This window comes from Sphingobium sp. TomMM35A (assembly GCF_054771735.1).
The window spans coordinates 707,151-730,715 of sequence record NZ_BSRC01000001.1; the positions used below are offsets into that span (position 1 = coordinate 707,151).

At 62.7% G+C, this 23,565-nt stretch carries 26 protein-coding genes; 10 read left to right on the plus strand and 16 right to left on the minus strand.

Annotated elements, in window-relative coordinates:
- Positions 1-19 precede the first annotated feature (19 nt).
- The 3 genes from otsA to otsB all read right to left on the minus strand — a co-directional run bounded on the left by otsA (position 20) and on the right by otsB (position 4,062).
- Positions 20-1,429, minus strand: a complete 1,410-nt coding sequence (gene otsA / locus ACYU8T_RS03535) for an alpha,alpha-trehalose-phosphate synthase (UDP-forming) (RefSeq protein WP_097091914.1) — start codon at positions 1,427-1,429, stop codon at positions 20-22.
- Entirely contained in the window at positions 1,426-3,195 is a 1,770-nt protein-coding gene (locus ACYU8T_RS03540; RefSeq protein ID WP_268933194.1) for a glycoside hydrolase family 15 protein, read from the minus strand. Before ACYU8T_RS03540 ends, otsA begins: the two co-directional genes overlap by 4 nt.
- Positions 3,196-3,300: 105 nt before the next feature.
- Positions 3,301-4,062 carry a trehalose-phosphatase gene (gene otsB / locus ACYU8T_RS03545; protein ID WP_461158530.1) on the minus strand — a complete coding sequence of 254 codons (762 nt, stop codon included), beginning with the start codon at positions 4,060-4,062 and terminating at the stop codon, positions 3,301-3,303.
- Positions 4,063-4,206: 144 nt separating this feature from the next.
- Between otsB and parC the strand changes: the two genes are divergently transcribed.
- Positions 4,207-6,495, plus strand: coding sequence for a DNA topoisomerase IV subunit A (gene parC / locus ACYU8T_RS03550; RefSeq protein WP_097091912.1), 2,289 nt, complete (start codon positions 4,207-4,209; stop codon positions 6,493-6,495).
- 84 nt (positions 6,496-6,579) lie between these two features.
- Positions 6,580-8,331 (plus strand): putative bifunctional diguanylate cyclase/phosphodiesterase, encoded by a 1,752-nt coding sequence (locus ACYU8T_RS03555; protein WP_097091911.1) that lies wholly within the window; start codon positions 6,580-6,582, stop codon positions 8,329-8,331.
- On the opposite strand, the gene ACYU8T_RS03560 is transcribed toward ACYU8T_RS03555, so the two are convergent.
- From ACYU8T_RS03560 to ACYU8T_RS03575, 4 genes are read right to left on the minus strand one after another with little or no spacing between them, the layout of a single operon-like run.
- The gene (locus tag ACYU8T_RS03560) at positions 8,295-9,506 is read right to left on the minus strand and encodes a CCA tRNA nucleotidyltransferase (protein WP_461158531.1); all 1,212 of its coding nucleotides are present in this window, start codon (positions 9,504-9,506) and stop codon (positions 8,295-8,297) included. The genes ACYU8T_RS03555 and ACYU8T_RS03560 overlap by 37 nt on opposite strands.
- Positions 9,487-10,098, minus strand: a complete 612-nt coding sequence (locus tag ACYU8T_RS03565) for a CoA pyrophosphatase (RefSeq protein ID WP_097091909.1) — start codon at positions 10,096-10,098, stop codon at positions 9,487-9,489. Before ACYU8T_RS03565 ends, ACYU8T_RS03560 begins: the two co-directional genes overlap by 20 nt.
- Positions 10,095-10,661, minus strand: coding sequence for a DUF1285 domain-containing protein (locus tag ACYU8T_RS03570; RefSeq protein WP_461158532.1), 567 nt, complete (start codon positions 10,659-10,661; stop codon positions 10,095-10,097). The genes ACYU8T_RS03565 and ACYU8T_RS03570 overlap by 4 nt, the downstream gene beginning before the upstream one ends.
- Before the next feature lie 43 nt (positions 10,662-10,704).
- Positions 10,705-11,241: a GNAT family N-acetyltransferase gene (locus tag ACYU8T_RS03575; protein WP_461158533.1), complete on the minus strand. Its 537-nt coding sequence runs from the start codon at positions 11,239-11,241 to the stop codon at positions 10,705-10,707.
- Between the two features lie 93 nt (positions 11,242-11,334).
- Here ACYU8T_RS03575 and ACYU8T_RS03580 point away from each other — a divergent pair, with 93 nt between their 5' ends.
- A complete protein-coding gene (locus tag ACYU8T_RS03580) occupies positions 11,335-11,718 on the plus strand; it encodes a dihydroneopterin aldolase (RefSeq protein ID WP_201514541.1) in 384 nt (127 codons plus the stop codon).
- Positions 11,719-11,730: 12 nt separating this feature from the next.
- Here ACYU8T_RS03580 and ACYU8T_RS03585 read toward each other — a convergent pair whose 3' ends face one another.
- Positions 11,731-12,636: an isopenicillin N synthase family dioxygenase gene (locus tag ACYU8T_RS03585; protein WP_461159737.1), complete on the minus strand. Its 906-nt coding sequence runs from the start codon at positions 12,634-12,636 to the stop codon at positions 11,731-11,733.
- 109 nt (positions 12,637-12,745) lie between these two features.
- Between ACYU8T_RS03585 and ACYU8T_RS03590 the strand changes: the two genes are divergently transcribed.
- Both ACYU8T_RS03590 and ACYU8T_RS03595 read left to right on the plus strand, forming a co-directional pair.
- A complete protein-coding gene (locus tag ACYU8T_RS03590) occupies positions 12,746-13,153 on the plus strand; it encodes an EVE domain-containing protein (RefSeq protein WP_201514539.1) in 408 nt (135 codons plus the stop codon).
- 142 nt (positions 13,154-13,295) lie between these two features.
- Positions 13,296-13,574, plus strand: a complete 279-nt coding sequence (locus tag ACYU8T_RS03595) for a hypothetical protein (protein ID WP_097091905.1) — start codon at positions 13,296-13,298, stop codon at positions 13,572-13,574.
- A 72-nt stretch (positions 13,575-13,646) separates the two neighbouring features.
- On the opposite strand, the gene ACYU8T_RS03600 is transcribed toward ACYU8T_RS03595, so the two are convergent.
- On the minus strand, positions 13,647-13,949 hold the full coding sequence (locus ACYU8T_RS03600) for a glycine zipper 2TM domain-containing protein (protein WP_097091904.1): 303 nt from the start codon (positions 13,947-13,949) through the stop codon (positions 13,647-13,649).
- Positions 13,950-14,309: 360 nt separating this feature from the next.
- Between ACYU8T_RS03600 and ACYU8T_RS03605 the strand changes: the two genes are divergently transcribed.
- The 3 genes from ACYU8T_RS03605 (at position 14,310) to ACYU8T_RS03615 (ending at position 16,703) form a co-directional block, all read left to right on the plus strand.
- Positions 14,310-14,939 carry a class I SAM-dependent methyltransferase gene (locus ACYU8T_RS03605; RefSeq protein WP_097091903.1) on the plus strand — a complete coding sequence of 210 codons (630 nt, stop codon included), beginning with the start codon at positions 14,310-14,312 and terminating at the stop codon, positions 14,937-14,939.
- Between the two features lie 64 nt (positions 14,940-15,003).
- Positions 15,004-15,936: an ABC transporter ATP-binding protein gene (locus tag ACYU8T_RS03610; protein WP_461158534.1), complete on the plus strand. Its 933-nt coding sequence runs from the start codon at positions 15,004-15,006 to the stop codon at positions 15,934-15,936.
- Complete coding sequence (locus tag ACYU8T_RS03615; protein ID WP_097091901.1) at positions 15,933-16,703, plus strand: ABC transporter permease; 771 nt, start codon at positions 15,933-15,935, stop codon at positions 16,701-16,703. The genes ACYU8T_RS03610 and ACYU8T_RS03615 overlap by 4 nt, the downstream gene beginning before the upstream one ends.
- 34 nt (positions 16,704-16,737) lie before the next feature.
- Here ACYU8T_RS03615 and ACYU8T_RS03620 read toward each other — a convergent pair whose 3' ends face one another.
- The 5 genes from ACYU8T_RS03620 to ACYU8T_RS03640 form a co-directional block, all read right to left on the minus strand.
- Positions 16,738-17,058: a hypothetical protein gene (locus ACYU8T_RS03620; protein ID WP_097092831.1), complete on the minus strand. Its 321-nt coding sequence runs from the start codon at positions 17,056-17,058 to the stop codon at positions 16,738-16,740.
- 83 nt (positions 17,059-17,141) lie between these two features.
- Positions 17,142-18,518 (minus strand): MATE family efflux transporter, encoded by a 1,377-nt coding sequence (locus tag ACYU8T_RS03625; protein WP_461159738.1) that lies wholly within the window; start codon positions 18,516-18,518, stop codon positions 17,142-17,144.
- 116 nt (positions 18,519-18,634) lie between these two features.
- Positions 18,635-19,564, minus strand: coding sequence for a DUF808 domain-containing protein (locus ACYU8T_RS03630; protein WP_461158535.1), 930 nt, complete (start codon positions 19,562-19,564; stop codon positions 18,635-18,637).
- Positions 19,565-19,684: 120 nt separating this feature from the next.
- A complete protein-coding gene (locus ACYU8T_RS03635) occupies positions 19,685-19,918 on the minus strand; it encodes a hypothetical protein (RefSeq protein ID WP_097091899.1) in 234 nt (77 codons plus the stop codon).
- Positions 19,915-20,247, minus strand: coding sequence for a hypothetical protein (locus ACYU8T_RS03640; RefSeq protein ID WP_097092829.1), 333 nt, complete (start codon positions 20,245-20,247; stop codon positions 19,915-19,917). Before ACYU8T_RS03640 ends, ACYU8T_RS03635 begins: the two co-directional genes overlap by 4 nt.
- A 113-nt stretch (positions 20,248-20,360) precedes the next feature.
- Here ACYU8T_RS03640 and ACYU8T_RS03645 point away from each other — a divergent pair, with 113 nt between their 5' ends.
- Positions 20,361-20,666, plus strand: a complete 306-nt coding sequence (locus tag ACYU8T_RS03645) for a plasmid stabilization protein (protein ID WP_461158536.1) — start codon at positions 20,361-20,363, stop codon at positions 20,664-20,666.
- A gap of 11 nt (positions 20,667-20,677) precedes the next feature.
- Here the strand turns inward: ACYU8T_RS03645 and ACYU8T_RS03650 are convergent, their stop codons facing one another.
- Positions 20,678-21,448: a glutaminyl-peptide cyclotransferase gene (locus ACYU8T_RS03650; protein WP_461158537.1), complete on the minus strand. Its 771-nt coding sequence runs from the start codon at positions 21,446-21,448 to the stop codon at positions 20,678-20,680.
- Positions 21,445-22,182 (minus strand): CAF17-like 4Fe-4S cluster assembly/insertion protein YgfZ, encoded by a 738-nt coding sequence (gene ygfZ, locus ACYU8T_RS03655; RefSeq protein ID WP_461158538.1) that lies wholly within the window; start codon positions 22,180-22,182, stop codon positions 21,445-21,447. Before ygfZ ends, ACYU8T_RS03650 begins: the two co-directional genes overlap by 4 nt.
- A 48-nt stretch (positions 22,183-22,230) precedes the next feature.
- Here ygfZ and ACYU8T_RS03660 point away from each other — a divergent pair, with 48 nt between their 5' ends.
- Positions 22,231-23,562 (plus strand): dihydroorotase, encoded by a 1,332-nt coding sequence (locus ACYU8T_RS03660; protein WP_461158539.1) that lies wholly within the window; start codon positions 22,231-22,233, stop codon positions 23,560-23,562.
- Positions 23,563-23,565: the final 3 nt, after the last annotated feature.

Genomic DNA, 23,565 nt, shown 5'->3' on the forward strand with positions numbered 1-23,565 from the left:
TTAGGCGGCTGAGCGGCACCTAATGCGCGGTTTCGATTTGCTCCCTGGCCGTGCTGTCTTCCTGCCGCGCCGCGATGAGGCGTTCGGTGAAGCAGCGGCGCCACCAGCTGATATCCTGTTCCTCGACACAGTCCATCATCGAACGCCAGCGGCGCTGGCGCTCGTCGAGCGGCATGGCGAGCGCCCGGGTGATGGCGTCGGACATTTCTTCCGGGCTGTAGGGGTTGATGAGGAGTGCGTCCTTGAGCTGCGTTGCGGCGCCCGCGAAACGGGAGAGGATGAGGACGCCGGGATCATCAGGGTCCTGCGCGGCGACATATTCCTTGGCGACGAGGTTCATGCCGTCGCGCAAGGGGGTGACGAGGCCGATGCGGGCGGCGCGATAGATCCCGGCCAGCTTGTCGCGGGGATAGCCCTGGTTCACGTAGCGGATGGGGGTCCAGTCCACGTCGCTATATTCGCCGTTGATGCGCCCGGCGATGGCGTCGAGGGTGGAGCGGATATGCTGATAGCTTTCCACCTCCCCGCGTGAGGGCGGCGCGATCTGCGTCAGGACCACCTTTCGATGATGTTCCGGATGGTCCTTGAGGAAGCGGGAATAGCCGCTGAACCGCTCCTCCAGGCCTTTGCTGTAGTCGAGCCGGTCCACACCCACGATCATCGACCGGTCCTGCAAGGATCGGCGGACCTTCTCGAACATCTCCTTGGCGGGATCGCTGACGGCCGCGTTGGAGAATTCCTGCGCGTTGATGCCGATCGGGCAGGCAATCGCCTGAATCGTGCGATCGCCCAATGTGACGAAGTCGCCATCGACGGTGCCGTTCATCTCCCGCTCCACATAATGGCGGAAGGATTCCAGCCATTCCTCGGTGTGGAAGCCGATGACGTCATAGGCGAACAGGGTCTGCACCAGCTTGGTATGATGGGGCAGCGAGACGAGCAGGCGCGTGGGCGGCCAAGGGATGTGGAGGAAGAAGCCCATCCGGTTCTGGTGCCCCTTGTCCCGCAACATCTGACCGAGCGGGATCATATGGTAATCCTGCACCCAGATGATGTCTTCGGGCTCGATCAGCGGGCTGGTCGTGTCCGCGAAACGCTTGTTGACGCGGTTGTAGCCGCCTTCGAAATCGCGCGCATATTCGGCAAGGTCGATGCGGAAGTGGAACAGCGGCCAGAGCGTCTTGTTGGCATAGCCGTTATAATATTCGTCGACGTCCTGCTCTTCGAGGTCGATCGTGGCGGTTTTGACCCCTTCGTCCTCGGAAAAGCCGATATGGCCGGTGAAATTTTCGGTGACTTCACCCGACCAGCCGACCCAGATGCCCCGGCTTTCCCGCAGGGCCTGGGCCAGCGCGACGGCCAGCCCGCCCTGATTGCCGGACTTGTTGGGCCTGCTCACCCTGTTTGAAATGACTATCAGGCGGCTCATCGCATCACGCTCCACGGCTTGCTCAGCAGAACGGCGCAGTTGATGATGCCGACCAATGAGTAGGTTTGGGGATAATTGCCCCATAATTCGCCGGTTACCGGATCGATATCCTCCGACAAGAGCCCCGCGGCGGTGCGGCGGGACAGCATTTCTTCGAACAGCAGCCGCGCTTCTTCGGTGCGGCCAGTGCGATGCAGCGCCTCGATCAGCCAGAAGGTGCAGACGTTGAACGCCGTGACCGGTTCACCGAAATCGTCAGGCGCGCTGTAGCGGAGCATGTTGTTGCCGCGCCGCAGATCCTTTTCCAGCGCCTTCAGCGTGCCGATGAACATCGGATTGTCGGCGGTGAGGAAGCGCAGATCCAGCAGCTGGAGCAGCGACGCGTCGCGGGCGTCATCCTCGAAATTGGCGGAGATGGCGTTGCTGTCCGTCCGCCAGGATGACTGAAGGATGCGCGCCTTCATGATTTCGGCCCGCTCACGCCAATGGCTTTCGCGGTCGGACAGATCGAGCGCGGCTGCGGCGTGGGCGAGGCGGTCGCAGGCGGCCCAGCACATGACTGCGCTGTAGCTATGAACATGGGCGCGGGTGCGTAGCTCCCAGAGGCCGGCGTCTGGCTGGTCATAGACCGACCATGCGCGTTCGCCCACGGCTTCGAGTGCTTCGAAGTCGGACATGCCCGCCATGCGCAGCAGGCGTTGGTCGATGAAGCCCTGAACCGATGACAGGACGATTTGGCCATAGGCGTCATGCTGAATTTGCGAATAGGCGGCGTTACCGACGCGTACCGGGCCCATGCCGCGATAGCCCGGCAGATTTTCCGCCTCCCGTTCCTCCAGCGTCGCATTGCCGCGCACGTCGTAGAGCGGCTGGATATGGCCGCCCTTCGCGCCGTCGACGATGTTGCGGAGATAGACGAGGTAGCTTTCCAGCACGTCGAGCGCGCCGAGGCGGTTGAGCGCTTCGACCGTATAATAGGCGTCGCGTATCCAGCAGTAGCGATAGTCCCAATTGCGCCCCGAATCGGCATGCTCAGGGATGCTGGTGGTGAGCGCGGCGACAATCGCGCCGGTTTCCTCATGCTGGCAGAGTTTCAGGGTGATGGCCGAGCGGATGACGGCTTCCTGCCACTCTGCCGGGATGGCGAGGCCGCGCACCCAGACCTGCCATTCGAGGATCGTGTCATCCAGCATGCGTTCGACCGCGGGACGAAGCGCGTCGGAAAAACTCTCGTCCGGCCCGAGGAAGAAGTGCATGTCATGTTCCAACCGGAACCAGCTTTCCTGGCTGATGAGGCCGATGGGCGCATTGGTCGACATGCGCATCGCCATGTAGGACAGGACCAGTCGGATATGGTTGGAGCCATAGCTGATCGGCACCTGCTCCGAATGCCATGACGTCGTGGGACGCAGCCGGACGCGGACGCGGGGGCTGCCTGCCACGGGCCGCACGATCCGGCAAAAGGCGACAGGGCGGTACATACGGCCAAGGTGCCGGTGGCGCGGGCAAAAATCATAAAGTTCGATGGCGTTGCCATGATCATCGGTCTGCCGCGTGACGAGGATCGGCGTGTTGCGGATATAATGTTGCTCGACGGTGACGCAGTTTTCGAGCTCGATCGCCCAGAAGCCGCGTGCGTCCGGCTGATCCCAACCCTTGTCATCGAGAAGCGCGGAAAAGACGGGGTCTCCGTCCACACGAGGCACACACGCCCATATCATCCGACCCGCGCGATCGATCAGCGCGGATGCCTGGCAATTGCCGATCGGCCAGAGATCGAGATTGCGTTCGTTCCCGGCGAAGTGCGTTTGACTGTTCCTGACTATCGTTCTGCCCCCTGGTTCGTTCGAACAAGGGGCGCCAGCCACGGCTCAGCCCGGCCTGACGACCCCCTTTTCAAGATAATGCCTGACGGCGGCAACCTGTTCCAAAGAGAATGCGGCCAGCGTTGCGCGCGGCGGGCCGACCAGAATGCCCGCGCCACCCAATTCGGCGGCGGCGGCGAAGCCTTCCTCATCCGTGACGTCATCGCCGATGAAGAGCGGACGGCCGCCAGCCATGGGAGAACGGGCCATCAGGGCGTGAACCGCGCTGCCTTTGTCCGCGCCGCCGGGGCGCAGCTCGAACAGCATCTTGCCCGGCTGAACGGCGAGGCCGAGCCGTTCGGCCAGGTCGGTGGCCAGTTCGCCTGCCTGCTCGCCCCATTGAGGCGCGCCGCGGAAATGCAGGCCGACGCTGATCGATTTGCGTTCGACGAGGACGCCGGGCTTGTCATCGGCAAATGCGTGAAAAGCGGCTTCGGCATCGTCCACCGCCGGACGGCGAGGAGGGGCTTCGACCTGTTCGCCGGGCTGGGCGAATTCCAGCCCGTGGGTTCCGGCAAGCAGAAAGCCGCCAAAGCCAAGATCGCGCAATGTCGCAATCGATCGGCCGCTGACGATCGCCAGACGGCCTTCCAGCGCATCGCGTAAATCCCCGAGCATGGCGAGCAACTCTTCATCGACGATGACGCCGTCGGGCGTCGGCGCGATCGGCGCGAGGGTGCCGTCAAAATCAAGGAAGAGCGAAGCCCCCGTCAGCAGGGAAGCTGGCGGCGCGGGAAGGGGGGTGAGAGAGGGGGTGGAATCGGACACGGGCGCAAATTGGCGCGTCGCAGCAAATGTGCAAGTCCCCAAGGGAGCCATGAGGTATTTTCCCTTGAACCGCCGATTGCGTACGTGGGGCAAACCCCTCAATCCCCGTTTCCGTTTTGTCGTTGCGCTGCTATTCCGATCGCGATGACCGATTTTCGCGACCCGTTCGACGCTATCAAGGATCACCCGTTCGATGAGGCGCTGTCGCAGCGCTACCTCGTCTACGCCCTTTCCACCATTACCGCACGGTCGCTACCGGACCTGCGCGACGGGTTGAAGCCGGTGCATCGGCGCCTGCTCTGGGCCATGCGGCTGCTGCGGATGGAGCCGGGTGGCGCTCCGCCGGACGTGCTGGTCGCCAATCCTGCGCGCAATACGACTTCCTACAAGAAATGCGCGCGCGTCGTGGGCGACGTCATCGGCAAATATCACCCGCATGGCGACACCTCCGTCTATGACGCCATGGTGCGGTTGGCGCAGGACTTTTCGCTGCGTACGCCGCTGGTCGACGGGCAGGGCAATTTCGGTAATATCGACGGCGATTATGCGGCGGCGATGCGCTATACCGAAGCGCGGCTGACCCAGGCGGCGGCCGACCTGATGGCCGGGCTGGACGAAGGAACGGTCGAGTTCCGGCCGACCTATAATGGCGAGGATGAAGAACCGGAGGTGTTTCCGGGCCTTTTCCCCAACTTGCTGGCCAATGGCGCGAGCGGGATCGCGGTCGGCATGGCGACCAGCATTCCGCCGCATAATGTGTCCGAGCTGATCGATGCGGCAAGCCTGCTGATCGACAATCCCGACGCTGAGCATGCCGATTTGATGCAGATCGTGCGTGGGCCCGATTTCCCGACCGGCGGTGTGTTGGTGGACAGTCCCTCGATCATCTCGGAAGCCTATGCCACCGGGCGGGGCAGCTTTCGCACGCGGGCGCGCTGGCACAAGGAGGATGGCGGGCGTGGGACGTGGGTGGCGATCGTCACGCAGATCCCGTTCCAGGTGCAGAAGTCCAAGCTGATCGAGCAGATCGCCGCGCTGATCAATGACAAGAAGCTGCCGATATTGGCGGACGTGCGGGATGAAAGCGACGCGGAGATACGGATCGTCATCGAACCGCGCGCTCGGACGGTCGACGCGCAAGTGCTGATGGACAGCCTGTTTCGGCTTACCGATCTTGAGAACCGCTTTCCGCTGAACCTCAATGTGCTGGACGCCACGCGTACGCCGCGCGTGCTGGGTTTGAAGCCGGTGTTGATCGAGTGGCTGAAGCATCAGATCGACGTGCTGGTGCGGCGTGCGCGCCATCGGCTGGACAAGATCGCGGCCCGGCTGGAGCTGCTCGACGGCTATATCATCGCCTATCTGAACCTCGACCGCGTGATCGAGATCATCCGGACCGAGGATGAGCCCAAGGCCGTGATGATGGAGGAGTTCGGGCTCAACGACCGGCAGGCCGAAGCCATCCTCAACATGCGGCTGCGATCGCTGCGCAAGCTGGAGGAGATGGAGCTGCGGCGCGAGCATTCGCAGCTGCTGAAGGAACGCGACGAACTGACGAAGCTGGTCGAAAGCCCAACGCGCCAGCGCAACCGATTGAAGAAGGATCTGGCGGAACTGCGCAAGCGCTACTCGCCGGAAACGGAAATGGGCAAGCGGCGTACCTTGGTGGAGGAAGCAGCACCTGCGCGCGAAATTCCGCTGGAGGCGATGATCGAGCGTGAGCCGATCACGGTCATTCTGTCGGAGCGGGGCTGGATCAGGGCGATGAGCGGTCATCGCGACCTGGCTTCGGCCGACACGCTGAAGTTCAAGGAAGGCGATGGGCCCAAGATCGCGTTCCATGCGCAGACCACGGACAAGCTGCTGCTGGCGACGGCGAGCGGGCGCGTCTTCACGCTGGGTGCGGACAAGCTGCCGGGCGGACGCGGCTTTGGTGATCCGGTGCGGTCGCTGGTCGACATGGATGATCAGGGGGACATTGTGGCACTGTTCCCTGCCCGCGCGGGAAGCGAGTTGCTGCTGGCGGCGTCGGACGGCAGGGGCTTCGTCGCGGCGGTGGCGGACGTCATCGCGGAAACGCGCAAGGGCAAGCAGGTGGTGAATGTGCGGGCCGGAGCCCGGCTGACGGTGGTGCATGTCATAGCGGCCGAAGCGGACAGCGTCGCCGTGGTGGGTGAAAATCGCAAGCTGCTCGTATTTCCGCTGGTGGAGATGCCGCGCATGGCACGTGGGCAGGGCGTTCAGATGCAGCGCTATCGTGACGGCGGGCTATCGGATGCAGTCGCTTTTCGCATGAGCGATGGTTTGAGCTGGACGATGGGTGGTGAAAGCGGCCGGACGCGCACCGAAGCGGATATGACGCCGTGGCGGGTGGCGCGCGGTGCGGCGGGCCGGATGCCGCCGGTCGGCTTTCCGCGAGACAACCGCTTTTGACGATCGCGTAACAATCCGCTTATCTGCTTGAAATGACATCCCGTCGTTTCCTGAAAATTTACCACTGGTGCGTAATCCGGGGGTATGAAATCGGTCCCTGTGCGTATTCGGCCAAGTCAAAGGCTGGACGACAACCTCCTTGCGAGGTTCGAACGCACGCATCTGCGGTGCCGGGCTGAAATGGAGCATTGGCTGGAGGCCGTGCCGCATGCAGCGGCCATGTTGTGCTTCAAAGGCAATGACTTGCAGCTCGTTTCTGTCAACAAGACTTTCTATAGCAGCTTCCTGGAAAGCAGCGATCCCGACGCGGAAATGCCCTATTGCCAGGATTGGCGAGAGCGAATCCTTGAGGTTGCGCTCGCCGACAATGTCTCTTCATCGTTTGAACTGCGGCGTGATGGGCCGTTGGGGCCGGAATATTTCTCCTGTACGGCTGGCCTGCTGCCTTCGAATGAGGAGGGGGTGAACCTCATCCTGTTCACGGCGATGGACCGGACGAGCGACCGCGTCACCGAACGCAACCTGCGGCGGGAATTATTGTCGGACGGGCTGACAGCGTTGCCCAACCGGACAGGTTTCGGCGAAGAGATTGACGACCGGCTGCGCAATACCCCTTGGGCGGGCAATTCGCAGTTCGGGATCATCGCGATCGACCTCAGCCGGTTCAGCCGCGTCAACGAATCCCTAGGTCCCATGGCTGGCGACGAGCTGCTGATCACGGTCGCCAAACGGTTGAAGTCCAACCTGCGGCAGGGCGATGTGCTGGCCCGGATCGGCGGCAACGATTTTGCCATATTCGCGCGTTTGAACAATGGCTTGTCGGACTGTCTTCATATCGTTCAGAGGGTCAAGGATGCGCTGAACTCGCCGATCCGCCTGAGTGATTTGCAGATCCGGGTGGACTGCGCGATCGGCTGTGCGCTTTCGACCAGCCTTGATGATGATCCTGACGATGTGGTGCGCAAGGCGCAGGCGGCGGTGAAGATCGCCAAGCGCAGCGGCAAGGTGGAAATCTACCGTAACGGGGTGCTGAAGGAAGCGCAGCGGCGTTTTTCGATTGAAAGCCGTCTCCGGACGGCCTTGGCGCAGGGCGATCTGACGCTGGCCTATCAGCCGTTGATCCAGTTGCAGACGGGCGAGATCACGGGGTTCGAGGCACTCGCCCGCTGGAATGATCCTGACCTAGGCAATGTGTCGCCTTGCGAGTTCATAGCGGTGGCAGAGGAAAGCGGCCTGATCACGCCGCTTGGGCGGTGGGCGGCCTATGAGGCCGCGCAGGCGCTCAGCCGGTGGGACGCCAAGTTCGGGCAGGCTCTGCCGGTCGGCATCAATGTGAACCTGTCCCCGATCCAGATGGCGCGCGACGATGTGGCGTCGATGTTCGAGGAAGCGCTGCGCTATTCTGGCGTGTCGGGCAAGCGCCTGACCGTCGAATTGACGGAAAGCGCGATCATCGCCGACCCGGACAAGGCGCGCAAGCTGCTGGTGGCCCTGAAAGACCTCCAGATGCCGATCGCGATGGACGATTTCGGCACGGGCTATTCCAACCTTGCCAGCTTGCACAGCCTGCCGATCGACATTTTGAAGATCGACCGCAGCTTCGTGTCCACCATGCTGGAAGACAAGGACAAGCAGGCGATCGTCCGTACGATTCTCTCGCTGGCCGAATCATTGAACCTGCATGTGACGGCCGAGGGTATCGAGACGCAGGAACTGGCCCACGCGCTGCAATCCATGGGCTGCGGTCATGGGCAAGGCTTTTATTTCGCGCGCCCGATGCCGGAAAATGAGGCGTTCGATTATTGGCGGGCCCGCTGGAATTTCGAAACGATCTGATCCGCGATCTGGTCGACACGGCCTTCCTCCGGGAAGTCTTCCTCTACCCAGATGCGTTGGACTTCCCCCAGGGCTTTGGCCACGTCAGGACCGGGCGTCAGTCCGCGCGCGATGAGGGCGCCCCCGCCGATCGGCAGTTGAGGCGGGGTCCAGCCTTCGAGTTGGGCAATGCTGTCGATCGGTGATGAGGGGTCGAGCAGGAGCCGATCAATCGCGCCTTCCACACCGACATGGAAGGCAAGTGCCCTGGCCGGAACTGTGGGAGCCATCGCTTCAAGAGCCACGCTGAGACGCTTGCGGGCCTTGTTGGACAGTTTCAGCCGTGCGCCTACCGCATCGGCCGTTCGAGCATCGGGAGGCAGCAGGGCGGCCAAGCGCCGCAGGGCGGCGGGCGGGACAGCCGCCTCGATCTCGCGCGCCACAAGCTGTTCTACCCGCGCAAGTCCGTCCGTGCCGATTTCGGGGAGTACGGGACGAAAAATGCCACCTTCGACCATCAGGTGGAGCGAAGCGAGCGGGTCGGGAAGGGCAAGCAGCTTCAGCAGTTCGTCGGCAATCCGCTCGCGCGACAGAGCCATGAGGCTGTTGGCGGCGGCGCTGCAGGCCTCATAGGCGTCTTCGTCCAGCGTGCCGCGTCCGAAGCGGGCGAGAAAACGGAAGTAGCGCATGATGCGCAGATGATCCTCCGCGATGCGTTCAGCGGCGCTGCCTATGAAGCGGACGCGGCCTGCGCGCAGATCATCGACGCCGCCGAAAAAATCGGTCACTTCATGGGTGTAGGGATCGGCGTAAAGGGCGTTGATCGTGAAGTCACGCCGGGCGGCATCCTCGCGCCAGTCCGCGGTATAGGCGATAGTCGCACGGCGTCCGTCCGTGCTGACGTCACGGCGCAAGGTGGTGATTTCAACAGGCCATCCCGCGATCACGGCGGTGACGGTGCCATGATCGATGCCGGTGGGCACCGCCTTGATCCCGGCGGCCTTGAGCCGCTCCACAACTTGCTGCGGCTCCAGCGCGGTGGCGATGTCGAGGTCGTTGACGGGAAGCCCCAGCAGCCCGTCGCGCACCGCTCCCCCGACATAGCGGGCAAGGCCCTGATCGGCCCCAAGCGCGGCGAGCAGGCCATCGAGGCCGGGCCGGTGGCGCCAGTCGGCGTCAGGCAACAAGGCGGTCAAGGTCGAGCCTCCGCGACAGATTGGCAAGGATGGCCGCAGTGATGCCCCAGATGCGACGACCGTTCCACATGATTTCATAATAATGCCGCTCAACCCCCTGAAACTGAACGGCATGTTTGATCCGGTTGGCGGGGTCCAGAGCGAAAGAGAGGGGTAGTTCGAACCAATCGGCAACCTCGTCCGCTTGAGGTGTCAGCGGCAGGTCCGGGGGGATCACACCCAGTACGGGGACAATGTCGAAGCCGGTGAAGGTATGATAGCGGTCGGTCGTGCCGATCACATCCACCATGTCGGGAGCCAGCGCTATTTCCTCCTGCGCTTCTCTCAGCGCACCGGCGATCTCGCTGGCGTCTTCCTGATCCACGCGGCCGCCCGGGAAGGCGATCTGCCCCGCATGCTTGCGCAGGGAAGCCGCGCGCTCTGTGAGGATAAGGCCGGGCTCGGGCCGGTCGGTGATGGCGACGAGCACGGCGGCAGGCGCGAGCACAAGCTCCCCATCGATGCGGGGATCGCGCGTGTCCGATGTCGTCAGCCCGACTTCACGCGCATGTCCTTGCGCCAGCGCGGATCGCAGCCGGTCGGCCAGGCTCATGCGCAACCGTCCAGCCGATAGAAGGCGCCATTGCTCCACAAGCCGACATGATCGTTCGCTTCATCAAGCGCAAGGTTCATCAACTCATAATAGACGCTGCGGTTGACCAATGCCTCTAGTCCGCCGCGCACATGAAGATAGGGGTGCGGGCCGTCTGGTGTTTCCCGGATGACCAGAGGGTGTTCGGGCCCTGCGGCGATGAGGTCACCGGTGTTGAGGCGAAAGGCCAGAGCGCGGCTGCGGCCTTCGCCCTCGCTTTTAAGCTCGACCGCGAGGAAAGGCGCATCCTCCACCTCAATGGAAAGCTTTTCTACAGGTGTTACAAGAACATAGGAGCCATCGCTCTCACGCCGCAGGATGGTGGAAAAGAGCCGCACCATCGTCTCACGGCCGATCGGCGAGCCTTGATGGAACCATGTGCCGTCGCGGGCGATGCGCATTTCGCTGTCGCCGCAATGATCGGGGTTCCACTTGTCGACCGGCGGCAGCCGCTTTTCCTCGGCCAGGCGAACTATGTCGGCGAGAGACAGGCTTGCGAGATCGGGCAGTGGGTCCATCGGCATGCCGCCGAGATAGGATCACGCGGCGGCGAAGGCAAAAGGGAAATCAAACCGGCGCGGTGATTCGCGGTCCAAGCATGCCTACTCCCCCGATCGCCGCGCCATCGGCCGAAAGGGCGAGCAGGCGGCGCGCTTCATAAGGGCCGGGACATGTCCAGCCGCCAGTGGCCGCGGCGGAAAAGCCCCAGAAGCGGCCATAATATTCCGGATCGCCGATCATCATCAGGGGCTCGCTATGATGGGCGCGGGCTGCATTGACGACCGCGTCCATCAATGCACGGCCATGGCCGGTCCGCTGAAGTGCCGGTGACACGGCGACGGGACCCACCATGATGAGGGGCGTCTGCGTTCCGTCGGCATGGGTGAGGGCGACCGGCCAGCTTTGCAGCGATCCTACCAGTTCCCCATGCTCGTCCATCATCCCGAACGAAAGCTCCGGCACCCACGGCATCCCTTGCCGGATCAGATAGGCGGTGCGGCTGTGGCGATCGGGGCCGAAGGCTGCGTCGAGCAGCCGCTCGATCGCCTCTTCCGCCACGATGTTGAGGGGCACAATATGAGACACGTCTTGCCGATCCGCCATCAATGGCGCATGGACCGCGCCGGGAGCGGCGGGATTAGCGCCTGCTCCGCAAAATTAAAGTCTATTCTGGCCATCGCCAGCAGCAGGAAAGCCATGAACAGCGGATTTGACGATTTTCTGACGCTGGAGGTCAATCATCTGGACGTCGATGTCCTGACGGGCATCTATTCGGAAGAAACCCATCTGCCGCAGCCGCTGCGCATATCCATCCGCGCGCGGTTGAAGGTCGCCGATCATTATGAGCTGGATACGCCGCTATCCCGCTCGAAAAATTACATGGACTTGAAGCATGCGGCCACGGCTGCGTTGCCGGAGGGGCAGCATTTCACGCTGATCGAAGCGGTAGCCGATCATATTATCGACACCATTTTTCTTCAGGATGACAAGGTGTTGCAGGTCGAAGTTAAGATCATAAAACTAGCGCTGAGCGAGAAGGGCGAAGAAATCGGCATCACCTTGGGCCGGTGGCGCAAATAGGCTGGCAGGCGCTCAGCCTTTCACCAGTCCGATCTCGCGCAGCCGCTCGACGAGATAGTCGTGCGCGGTAATGGGCGGATCGCGGCGGGGGTGGTCGGCATCGACGCATTGCGGCAGCGGATCGATCAGGAAATCTGGGCGCAGGTGCAGGAAGAAGGGCATGGAATAGCGAGCCATGCCGCGCCTTTCCGGCGGAGGATTGACGACGCGGTGGCTGGTTGATCGCAGGCGGTGGTTGGTCAGCCGCTGGAGCATGTCGCCGACGTTGATCGCCAGCGCGCCGGGCGGGGGTATGACGGGCAGCCAGTTACCTTGGCGGTCCTGGATTTCGAGCCCGCCTTCTTCTGCGCCGAGCAGCAGGGTGATAAGGTTGATGTCCTCATGCGGGGCAGCACGAATGCCCGGAGCTTCTGCCGAAACAGGTGGATAGTGCAGCAGGCGCAGGATCGAATTGCCGTCTTCGATAGCATCATCGAACCAGCGTTCCGGTAGCCCGAGATCAAGGGCGATGGCAGCCAGCAGTTCAGCGCCGATACGATCGAACTCATCATAGAGACGGATTAAAAGCTCTTGGAAATATGGAATTTCCTTCGGCCATATGTTGGCGGGCATGGTGGCGGTCAGCCGATGTGTGCCGGGCAGATCGCGGCCGACATGCCAGAATTCCTTCAGGTCATTTTCGCTCGCGCCCTTGGCGATTTCTCGTCCGAATGCCGTGTAGCCCCGCTGGCCGCCATTGCCGCTGGCGTCATAGCGGCGCTTCACATCATCTGGCAGGGCGAAGAAGGCGCGGGCGATCCGCCAGCCATCCTCGATCAGGGCGGCGTCCATGCCATGGTCCTTCACCATGGCAAAGCCGAACTCCCGAAACGAATCGCCGAGCGCGGCCGCAAAATCCTGCTTCGTCATCGCTGTCATCGACAGCAGCGGGACCTGGTCCAGGGTTGCGTGCGGCAAGTTTCGGCTTTCCTTTCAAATGACGGTCCGATCCTTGATCGTCCCCTTCGGCTGAGGCAAGGAGGCGGTCATGAACTACTGGCTCATGAAATCTGAACCCGATGTCTTTTCCTATGACGACCTAGTCGAGAAAGGAAAGGCCGAGTGGGACGGTGTACGCAACCATGCGGCGCAGCTGAACATGAAGGCGATGCGCAAGGGCGATCTGTCGATCTTTTACCACAGCAATATCGGTGTCGAAGCGGTCGGCATCATGAAGATCGTCGAGGAAGCGGCTCCCGACAGTACCGATGAAAGCGGCAAGTGGATCGCCGTACATGTCGCTCCCGAACGGAAACTCAAAAAGCCCGTGACGTTGAAGACGATGAAGGCCGACCCGGCGCTGGCCGATATGGTAATGCTGCGGCAATCGCGTCTGTCGGTTGCTCCCCTGACCGAAGCTCAGTTCCGTCACATCCTTTCCCTGTCCGAGGCGTGAAGTTCCGCCGGTTGCGTCAACCGCAACTGGTGATCCGTTTTTTGCGATTGCAGGCCTGTGGCTTGCGCATAGGCTGGCGGCCAACAGAACAAGAAGATGCAGAGGTGTTTGATCGGCATTCACAAGGAGAAAACCTATGCGAATGCTGTCGAAATTCATTCTTACCGGTGCAGTTGCCACCATCGCTGCCGCTCTGGCACCCGCTCAAGCTGAAGAAGCCAAGCAGCGCTTCACCCATGAAGGCTACACCTATGTGTATGAGGTGAAGGATACCAAGACCGGGCAGCAGATTTCCGGCCGCCGCTATCCCGATGCCGTGGCGTTCAACCTAGCCGTTCGCAAGGGCAAGGTGTCTGGCGTGTCGGGCGGTCAGCCGGTTGCCTTCAAGGTTGAAGAAGCCCGCGGCGCCGCTTCAAAATAAGCGCCCATCCTTACCATATATGAAAAGGGCGGCTCCCGGTCGGGGAACCGCCCTTTGCTGTGCATTAGTAGATTAGCGGCAGCGGCGCTTGCTGTCGATTTCCTTGCCCAGCAGCGCGCCACCGGCAGCGCCTAGGATCGTGCCGGTCGCACGATCGCCACGGGTATCGATGGCGCGGCCGAGCAGCGCGCCGCCCACGCCGCCGACGATCAAGCCGGTCGTGCCGTTCGACTTGCGGCAATACATGCGTCCGTCACGGCCACGCCATTCGCGATAGCGGTAACCGTCGCGGGCGCTGGCGCCATCCGTGGGGATAGCCATGGAGACGGGGATGGCCATCGAAAGGGCCGACAGGGCGATAATGGCTTTGCGCATAATTCTCCTCCGAAACAATGATTTGCTGTTGAACCCGCCGATAGTGGACGAGGTTGCATGAACCTGCGGCAACGAGCTAAGATACTGAAATATAGACGGAATTTCTTGGATAAATGTGGCTGGTTGAGCGCGATGCGGCGATCGGGAGCCATAAATCGGCTGGATCGTGGAGTTCAGCGCCTGCGTGCCTGGTCCGATGCTCTTATTAATGGCGCTTACCCGAGGACTTTCACGAAAAATGCGACGGGTGCCGCGCAAGTGAAAAATTTGCGATCTACAGACATGTTAAAGCCAATCGACGGCGCGCGCCGGGCTCGCTAAGGGGAGTCGCGATGACATGTTCCCGGTCAACTATCGCTCATGCATGACAAGTCCAAACGTGGCCGGGCCATCACCATGCCCCGAAGCGAATTTCGCGCGCGGGCGACGGAGTATCTCGATTTCCTCGCGGCCTGGGTAAAGAAGCCGCGCCAGACGGCCTCGGTGGTGCCGAGCAGCCGCTACCTCGCGCGGTTGATGGTGGCCCATATCGATCCGTCGGATGGCCGGGTGATGGAGCTGGGCGGCGGCACTGGCGTGTTCACCCGCGCGATCCTGCAAACGGGCCTGGCGCCTGAGAAGCTCGAAGTGGTGGAAATCAATCCGGCCTTTGCGCGCGGCCTGCGGCGGCACTTTCCTCATGTGTCGGTGCTGGAAACGCCCGCCCAGATCGTTTCGACGGCGGCGGCCGGTGAACCGGGCCAATATCAGACGGTGGTGAGCGGCTTGCCCTTGCTGGCGATGGACCGGCATATGCACGCTGATATTTTGTCCGAAGCGTTCCGCATGCTGCGCCCGGGCGGCAATTTCATCCAGTTCACCTATTCGACACGCCCGCCTGTCAGCCGCGACGTGCTGCACGCGCTGGACCTTGAAGTCGCGCGCGTGGGACAGACGGTGCGCAACTTTCCGCCCGCCACCGTCTTCCGCTTTCACCGCCGCGGGGAATAGTCCGGTTGCGCACAGGCCGTGCGACCTTATCTAGGCGTGCAGATAAAGAGGGGCATTCGCGCGCATGGCGTCCATCATTACCGTGTCCGGGCTGAAGAAAAGCTACGCTTCGGGATATCAGGCACTTAAGGGCATCGATCTGGAAATTGAGGAGGGCGAAATATTCGCCCTGCTGGGCCCCAATGGCGCGGGCAAGACGACGATGATCTCCATCATCTGCGGGAATGTGCGGCCAAGCGGCGGCAGCGTGACGGTCGCCGGGCATGACATCGTGCGCAGCTATCGTGGCTCGCGCTCAGTTATCGGGCTGGTGCCGCAGGAACTGCACACCGATGCGTTCGAGCGGGTGATCGACACCGTGCGCTTTTCCCGTGGGCTGTTCGGCAAGCCGCGCGACGACGCCTATATCGAGAAGGTGCTGCGCGACCTGTCCTTGTGGGACAAGCGCAACAACAAGATGCTTGAATTGTCGGGTGGCATGAAACGGCGCGTGATGATCGCCAAGGCGCTCAGCCATGAGCCGCGCGTGCTGTTCCTGGATGAGCCGACGGCTGGCGTCGATGTCGAACTGCGCCGCGACATGTGGAAGCTGATCGGTGAATTGCGGCAAACCGGCGTCACCATCATTCTCACGACCCACTATATCGAGGAAGCCGAGGAAATGGCCGACCGGGTGGGCGTGATCAACAAGGGCGAGCTGATCCTGGTCGAAGAGAAGACCGCGCTTATGAAGAAGCTGGGGAAGAAGAGCCTCACGGTAACGCTGGCCCAGCCGCTGACGCAGATCCCGCCGGAACTTGGCGAATGGGATTTGGCGCTCAAGTCCGATGGAAGCGAGATCGAATATGTGTTCGATACGCGGGCGGAGCGGACTGGCGTATCGTCGCTGCTGCGCAGGCTTGGCGACCTTGGCATTGGCTACAAGGATCTCAACACGCAGCAGAGCAGCCTGGAAGATATCTTCGTCAGCCTGGTCCATCAGGAGAAGGCGGCATGAGCGGGTTCAACTATCGGGCCATCTGGTCGATCTACAAGTTCGAGTTGCACAGGTTCAGCCGTACCCTGCTGACCGGCTTGCTTGTGCCGGTGATCACCACATCGCTCTATTTCGTCGTGTTCGGCGGGGCGATCGGATCGCGGATGACGCAGATCGACGGCATCGACTATGCCGCCTTCATCGTGCCTGGTCTGATCATGATGTCGATGTTCACCGAGAGCATCTTCAATGCGAGCTTCGGTATCTACATGCCGAAATTCGCGGGCACCATCTATGAGTTGCTTTCCGCGCCCGTGTCGGCGACCGAGACCGTCATCGCTTATGTAGGCGCGGCGGCCACCAAGTCATTGAGCGTCGGAACGATCATCTTCGTGACGGCCCATCTGTTTGTCGACGTCCATGTCGAACATCCTGTCGCCATGGCGGCGTTCATGGTGCTGATCGCCGTCAGTTTCTGCCTGTTCGGATTTATCCTGGGCATCTGGGCGCAAAGCTTCGAGCAGTTGCAGGTCATTCCGATGCTGCTGATCATGCCGATGACGTTCCTCGGCGGCGCCTTCTACTCGGTCCATATGCTGGCCGAGCCCTGGCGTACGATCACCTTGTTCAACCCGATCGTCTATCTGGTGTCGGGTTTCCGCTGGACCTTCTTCGGTCGGGGCGATGTGGGGATTGAGTTCAGCCTGCTCTTCATCGCCGCGATGCTGGCAGTGTGCCTGACCGCCATCGGATGGGTTTTCCGGACAGGTTACCGGCTGAAGAAATGACAGGAGCGGCGCCGCGTGGCCGCTCCTTAAATTGTCAGGCGGCCGCGCTTTCAGGCGCGACGGCGAACAGGGTCACGCCCTTATATTTGTCGTCATCCTCATTGTAGAGGCCGTACATGGCCTCGAACGTCTCATCGAGGATGGAGACGTCGTTGAGGCCCGCGAGCTTGAACGTGCCGAGCTTCAATTCGCGCGGCGGGCCGCCTTCACGCTCCACGGTGACAGCGTCGATGAACATCTCATCATGGCGCGTGTAGAGGATGTGGGGCGCCAGCTTGACGACCATCTTGTTATAGGTCGCCTTGAGGCATTTCTGGAGCGCGATGGCTTCGAAAATGGTCGTCGGGGCAGTCATGATTGTCGTCATTACCGATTCGCAGGCTGTCTTCAATTGCTTTGTGCGCCGCAGCATGCTCCTAAAGTGCATCCGGGCGCTTTTCAGGGTGAGCCGACGAGGCCCAGCCGGTAGCGCATCATCCATCGCGCGAGCAGCAGCACCGCTACCACCCCAAGGCCGCTCGCCAGCCCCAACCAGATGCCCAGGCCCTTCATGTCGAGCGGGAAGGCAAGGATGGTCCCCACGCCGACGCCGATGATCCAATAGCCGACGAGCGCAAAGATCATGGGCACTTTGGTGTCGTGCAGGCCGCGCAAGACGCCTGCAGCCACGGCCTGGGTGGCGTCGACCAGCTGGAACAGCGCAGCGACCGCGAGGAAGCTCACTGCAAGCGCTGCGGTCTGGTTGTTGGCAGGATCGGTCAGGTCGAGAAAAGCGCCGATCAGCAGTCGGGGAACGGTGATGAGCAGGATGGCGGCACCCAGTGCAAAGCCGAAGCCGAGAAGAAGCGCGAGCCATCCCGCGCGTCCGATCGCCGCTGAATCGCCGCGCCCGTAGGCAAGGCCGACGCGCACGGTCGCTGCCTGCCCGATGCCCATCGGCACCATGAACAGCAGCGCGGCGATCTGGATAGCGACGGCATGGGCGGCGAGGGAAGCCTGACCGATGAGGCCCATGAGCAATGCCGAGGCGTTGAACACGGTGGTTTCAAACCCTACGGTGATGGCGATCGGCAGGCCCAGAGCCCAGACGACACGATGCCGCTCGCGGTCGCGGGTCCAGAAGCGGCCCATCACCCGATAACGACGAAAGCGGCGGTCGATCAGTATGACGCCAAGCAGGCTGAGGAACAGAAAGCAGGAGGAAAGGGTGCTGGCTAGTCCCGCGCCCAGAAGCCCAAGCGCCGGCAAACCGACATTGCCGAAGATGAGCGCCCATCCGACCAGGACGTTGAACGGAATGGCGAGCAGCATGATGACGACGGCCCAGATCGGCCGTTCCAGCGCGGATATGAAATTGCGCAACGTGGTGAAGGCCAGGAATGGGAGCAGCGCCCATTGCAGGCCGCGCATCATCAGGCCTGCCTGATGGGCGAGATCCGGCTGCTGACCCATGGCGAGCAGGATGGCCTCGCTCTGCCAGAGGAGGAGCCAGGCGGGGAGGACAAAGAAAAAGGCGGCCCGCAGGGTTTGCTGAACCGTGCGGCGAACATCGCGAACGGAATTGCGGCGGCGGCCTCGCTCGTTGGCGATGAGCGGCGCGGCGGCTGTGACGAGGCCCATGCCGAAGATGAGCAGGGCGTGGAAGAGGTTGATGGCGAGCGCGCCCGCCGCCACACCCTTTGCGCCCAGGCGGCCGATCAGCAGAAGGTCGGTTGCGGCAATTCCTGCCCACGCTACGTTGCCCGCGATCATAGGTAGGGCAAGCGCGAGCAGGGCGCTTGCTTCGACGCGCCATTGGGACGGAGTTTGGAGCATTTCCATCTTCAGTTCGCCTTAACCGGCAGGCTCGCGCCGTTCGCTCTGAGTTCGGCGAACCAAACTGAGGTAAGGTTTACCTGGCAGGCAACCAAGCTTCGAACGCAGTCGCCTGCTTAATGCCTTTTGAACAAGTGCAGTACCGCGACGATGATCCCGCCGATCACCAGGCCGACGACGGCCCCGCCGATTGCGTTCACGGTCCAATCGAGGAACGGGCCGATCGCAGGCGCGGCCGCTGCCACGCTCTCGGCAGCGTGGTGGATGGCGCCGGGGATCAAGTCCCAGTGAAATTCATGCAGGCCATGGACGATCAGGCCGCCGCCGACCCACAGCATGGCGGCGGTGCCCACCACCGAGAGGATCTTCATCAGGACGGGCATGGCATGGACCAGCCCGCGTCCCACGGCGCGCGCCGCCGATGAAGAACGTTCCGCCAGGTGCAGGCCGATATCGTCCATTTTCACGATGAAGCCGACGACCCCATAGACGCCCGCCGTAATGAGGACCGCCACGACGACCAGAATCAGTGCCTGTTCCCAGAGCGGTTCCGCCGCAACGGTGCCGAGCGCGATCGCCATGATCTCACCGGAAAGGATGAAGTCGGTGCGGATGGCGCCGGACACCTTCTGATCCTCCAATTCCTGCGAACTGTGCGTGGCCAGCGCTTCCTCCGCCACGTCATGGCCGCCTTGCACCGCTTCCAGCAGCTTTTCGACCGCTTCGAAGCAGAGGAATGCGCCGCCCAGCATCAGCAGCGGCGGGAGAAGCCACGGCGCAAAGGCGCTCATCAGCAGTGCGGCGGGCAACAGGAAAAGCAGCTTGTTGCGCAGCGAACCGCGCGCGATCTTCCAGATGATGGGCAGTTCGCGATCGGGCGTCAGGCCAACGACATAGCGCGGGGTCACTGCCGCGTCATCGATCACGACACCGGCTGCCTTTGACCCGGCCTTGCCCGCGGCGGCGGCAACATCGTCCAGCGAGGTGGCAGTAAGCTTGGCTATTCCCGCTACATCGTCGAGCAGCGCGATGAGACCCGAAGGCATTGTCTAGATTTCCCCTGTTTCAGGCCCCAGGCACAAGCGCGAGCCGTTACCGCCCAGGCTCATAGAGACGGGGCGGGGCAGGGGCAATGACCCGCACGTCAGGACCGATCAACTGACGCCTCAATAGTTGCCCGGCGGATCGCTTGCGGGGAAGGATTCATCGACCTGCTCATCGACCATGTCCCAGTCGCTGGCGTCGATATGCTGTTCCTCGGGCCCTGCATCCCTGACGATCCCCGACGATCCGACGGGGCCGCGGTCATCCGCGGGCGCTGGAGCGTGCCGGTCCTGCCAGGCGCGCCATGCCACGGCGCTCAGCCCGCCGATGAACGCGAGCTTCAACAACCCCTTCATGATGATTTCTCCTGCCTGTCATGCACATGATACCAGTCGGCACGGTCGCGGGTCACTTCGTGCGGGTGAAGCGAAAATTCGCCCTCTTCGTCGGTGCCGGGTTCGGCATGGTCGCCGCCGGGATGCGTCGCGACGACCCATCGCTCCCGCAGTGCTGCGTTGATCATGGCGCGCCATTGCGCCTGATCGCCGGCTTCCCGCATTGCTGGATCAGGATCCTTCATGATGGCGAGGATGCTGGCGGCGTCGGCGACCCGTGCGTGCCACTGATCCGGATCGTCGACGGCGAGGTGACGGGCGAGCCGTTCGATAAGGGTGCGCTCTTCCATGGCCGGGGAACGCGTGCTGCTTGCCTTCCGTTCCGCAGGGTCCGCGATGCATTGAACGTGATTGGCTGACGATCGTTGGTGGAGCAGGAGAAGATGCTGACAGGAGGTCAATCATGCCGCGTGGCGATAAGAGCAGCTATACCGACAAGCAGAAGCGTAAGGCCGAACATATTGAGGAAGGCTATGAGGAGCGCGGCGTTTCGCGCAAGGAAGCCGAACGGCGCGCCCGGGCGACGGTGAACAAGGAGTCGGGCGGCGGCAACAAGTCGGGGTCCGGGCGCGGGAAGCCCGACACGCATGTGTCTTCGCGCAAGGGTGGCCGGAAAGGTGGCGCGGCGTCGGCGCGGCGGTCTGCCGCTGATCGGTCCGCTGCGGCGAAGAAGGGATGGGAAACGCGGCGGAAGAGGGCGGCGAGCTGAGCCCCCGGCCCTTACTTCCCAGTTGATGCGCTGTCCTTGGGGTTCAGGCGGATCTCGAACAGCTTGGGCCAATATTTGCCGGTGACGAAAATGCGGTCGCGTTTCTGGTCATAGGCGATGCCGTTGGGCACACCCTCACTATCCGTGACGCCGCTTTCACGCAGCAATGGGGCGATATTGATCCAGTCGATGACCTTGCCGGTCGCAGGATCGATGCGCGCAATGCGTGTGTCGTACCAGATGTTCGCCCACAGCTCCCCCTTCACATATTCCAGCTCGTTCAGGCGATCGACCGGGCGGCCGTTGAAGGTCACGGTGATCCGGCGAGCCTCGCGCAGCGTGTCGGGGTCGAGGAAGCGCAACTGCGATGTGCCGTCGCTCATGATGAGGTTGCGGCCATCCTGGGTCAGGCCCCAGCCTTCGCCTTCATAGCGGAACTGCGACAGCGGCTTGAAGCCGTTGAGCTTCCAGACGAAACCCTGACGATGGCGCCAGGTGAGGCTGATCAGGCGATCCTTCCAGTTGACGATCCCCTCGCCGAAATATTGCGGAGCTAGGGTGCGGCTTTCGAGCACCTTGCCGTCTTCGAGCGAGACCTTGCGGATGTCGGACCGGCCCTCAAGGCCGGTGCTTTCGTAAAGCACGCCGTGATGGAAGAAGAGGCCTTCGGTGAAGGCTTTCGGGTCATGGGGGTAGGCCTTGACCAGCGTCCAGGGGGTGTCGGCCCATGCGGGGGCGGCAATGCTGAGGGCCCCGAGCAGGGCGAGCAGTAGGCCCTTCATCCGGCGGCATGCTCCGCCATCGCGGCGGCGAGCCAGGGGGGGAGCGTTGCGGGATCAATGTCCTCGACCCGGCGCAGTTCGATCGACAGACCGAGGTCGGGAAGGGCGGCGCGCTGGCGCTTCTCGTCGGCTTGCGTCAAGGGCACAGCGACGAGGCGGCGGTTCACCTTGCTGCGATAATGCATGCGGGCCGTGTTTTCCTGACCGACATAGCAACCCTTGTCGAAGTCCACGCCATGAAGCTCGCCCGCATTGGTCTCCAGCCATAGCGTCTGGTCCTGACCGAGCTCGCCCGCGCCCTCAAATACGCCAAGCGACAGGCGGTGCGCGCGGAAGGCGGCAGCGGCGTCGCCGGGTGCTGGCGGAGCGAGCCAGCGATGGCCGAGGGCGGCGAGGCGCGGATCGGCGGGCTTTTCGGGGGCTTCAAGAGACCAGTGGACGGCGAGCATCTCCTCCCGTTCGATCACCACCTTGCGGCGGAGGCGGTAGAGGGTGAGCCGCTTGGCCAGCGCTTCGGCCTGTGCCGCCTCGCAATCGATCAGCACATCGTCGCCATCCGACCAGAGGATGAAGTCGTAGAGCGCCTTGCCTTGCGGCGTGAGCAGGCCCGTCCAGCGCGGTTCGCCTGCCATGAGCGTCAGGACGTCGCGGGTGAGGAGGCCCTGAAGGAAGGGCCGCGCCTCTTCGCCTGAAATTCTGATGAATGCGCGGTCGGTTAGGGTGGTGCCGGTCATCGGCTTTAGGTAGGACAGACGCCGATCATATCCAAGCGGCGAGCAACCATGTCCCAGAATTTCGACCTGATCCTGAAGAACGGCACCGTCCACACGCCTGGAGGCGCTGAGCAGACCGATGTCGGTGTGCGCGGCGGCAAGGTCGTGGCGATCGGATCATCGCTGGGCGATGCGGGCGAGGTCATCGACTGTACGGGGCTGGACGTGCTGCCCGGCTGCATCGACAGCCAGGTGCATTTCCGCGAGCCGGGCCTTGAGCATAAGGAAGATCTTGAATCCGGAAGCCGCGCCGCCGTGCTAGGCGGTATCACGGCCGTGTTCGAGATGCCGAACACCAACCCGAATACGGACAGTGCCGAGCGCGTCCATGACAAGCTGGCCCGCGCCCATCACCGCATGTGGTGCGACCATGCCTTCTATGTCGGCGCGACGGCGGACAATGCCGAAGCGCTGAAGGAACTGGAGCGTATTCCCGGCACGGCGGGCGTGAAGATCTTCATGGGCGCATCGACCGGCAGCCTGCTGGTGGACGATGACGCGGCGCTCTCCCGCGTGCTGGCGAGCGGCACGCGGCGCGTTGCTATCCATGCCGAGGATGAGGCGCGGATGAACGCGCGCAAGGATTTGCGGGTCGAGGGCGATCCATCCTCTCACCCCGTCTGGCGCGACGATGAAAGCGCGATGATCGCCACGAAGCGCATCATTGGCCTTGCCCGGCAGGCGCGGCGGCGCATCCATATCCTGCACGTCACCACTCCGGCGGAACTGGAATATATTGCGGGACACAAGGATATCGCGACCTGCGAAGTGACGCCGCAGCATCTGACGCTCGCCGCCGAGGATGCCTATCCCCGGCTTGGCACCTATGCGCAGATGAACCCGCCGATCCGGTCGGCGGCGCATCGCGATGGGCTCTGGCACCGGCTCAATCAGGGCGTGCCCGATGTGCTGGGCAGCGACCATGCGCCGCACACGTTGGAGGAGAAGGCGAAGGCCTATCCGGCGTCGCCCAGCGGCATGCCGGGCGTCCAGACGCTGGTTCCGTTGCTGCTCAACCATGTAGCGGAGGGGCGTTTGTCGCTGCGCCGGTTCATCGAACTGACATCATCCGGGCCGCAGCGTGTGTTCGGCTTGGTGGGCAAGGGCCGGATCGCGCTCGGCTATGATGCGGACTTCACTGTCGTCGATCTCAAGAAGCGGTGGACGGTCGGCAGCGACTGGCTGGCGTCGCGCTGCAACTGGTCGCCGTTCGAGGGCATGGAACTGACCGGCAAGGCGGTGGGCACCATCGTGCGCGGCAACAGGGTCATGTGGGAAGACGCACTTGCCAATGAGGCCGTGGGTGAGGCGGTGCGCTTCGAAGCGACCGAGTTCGCCTGACGC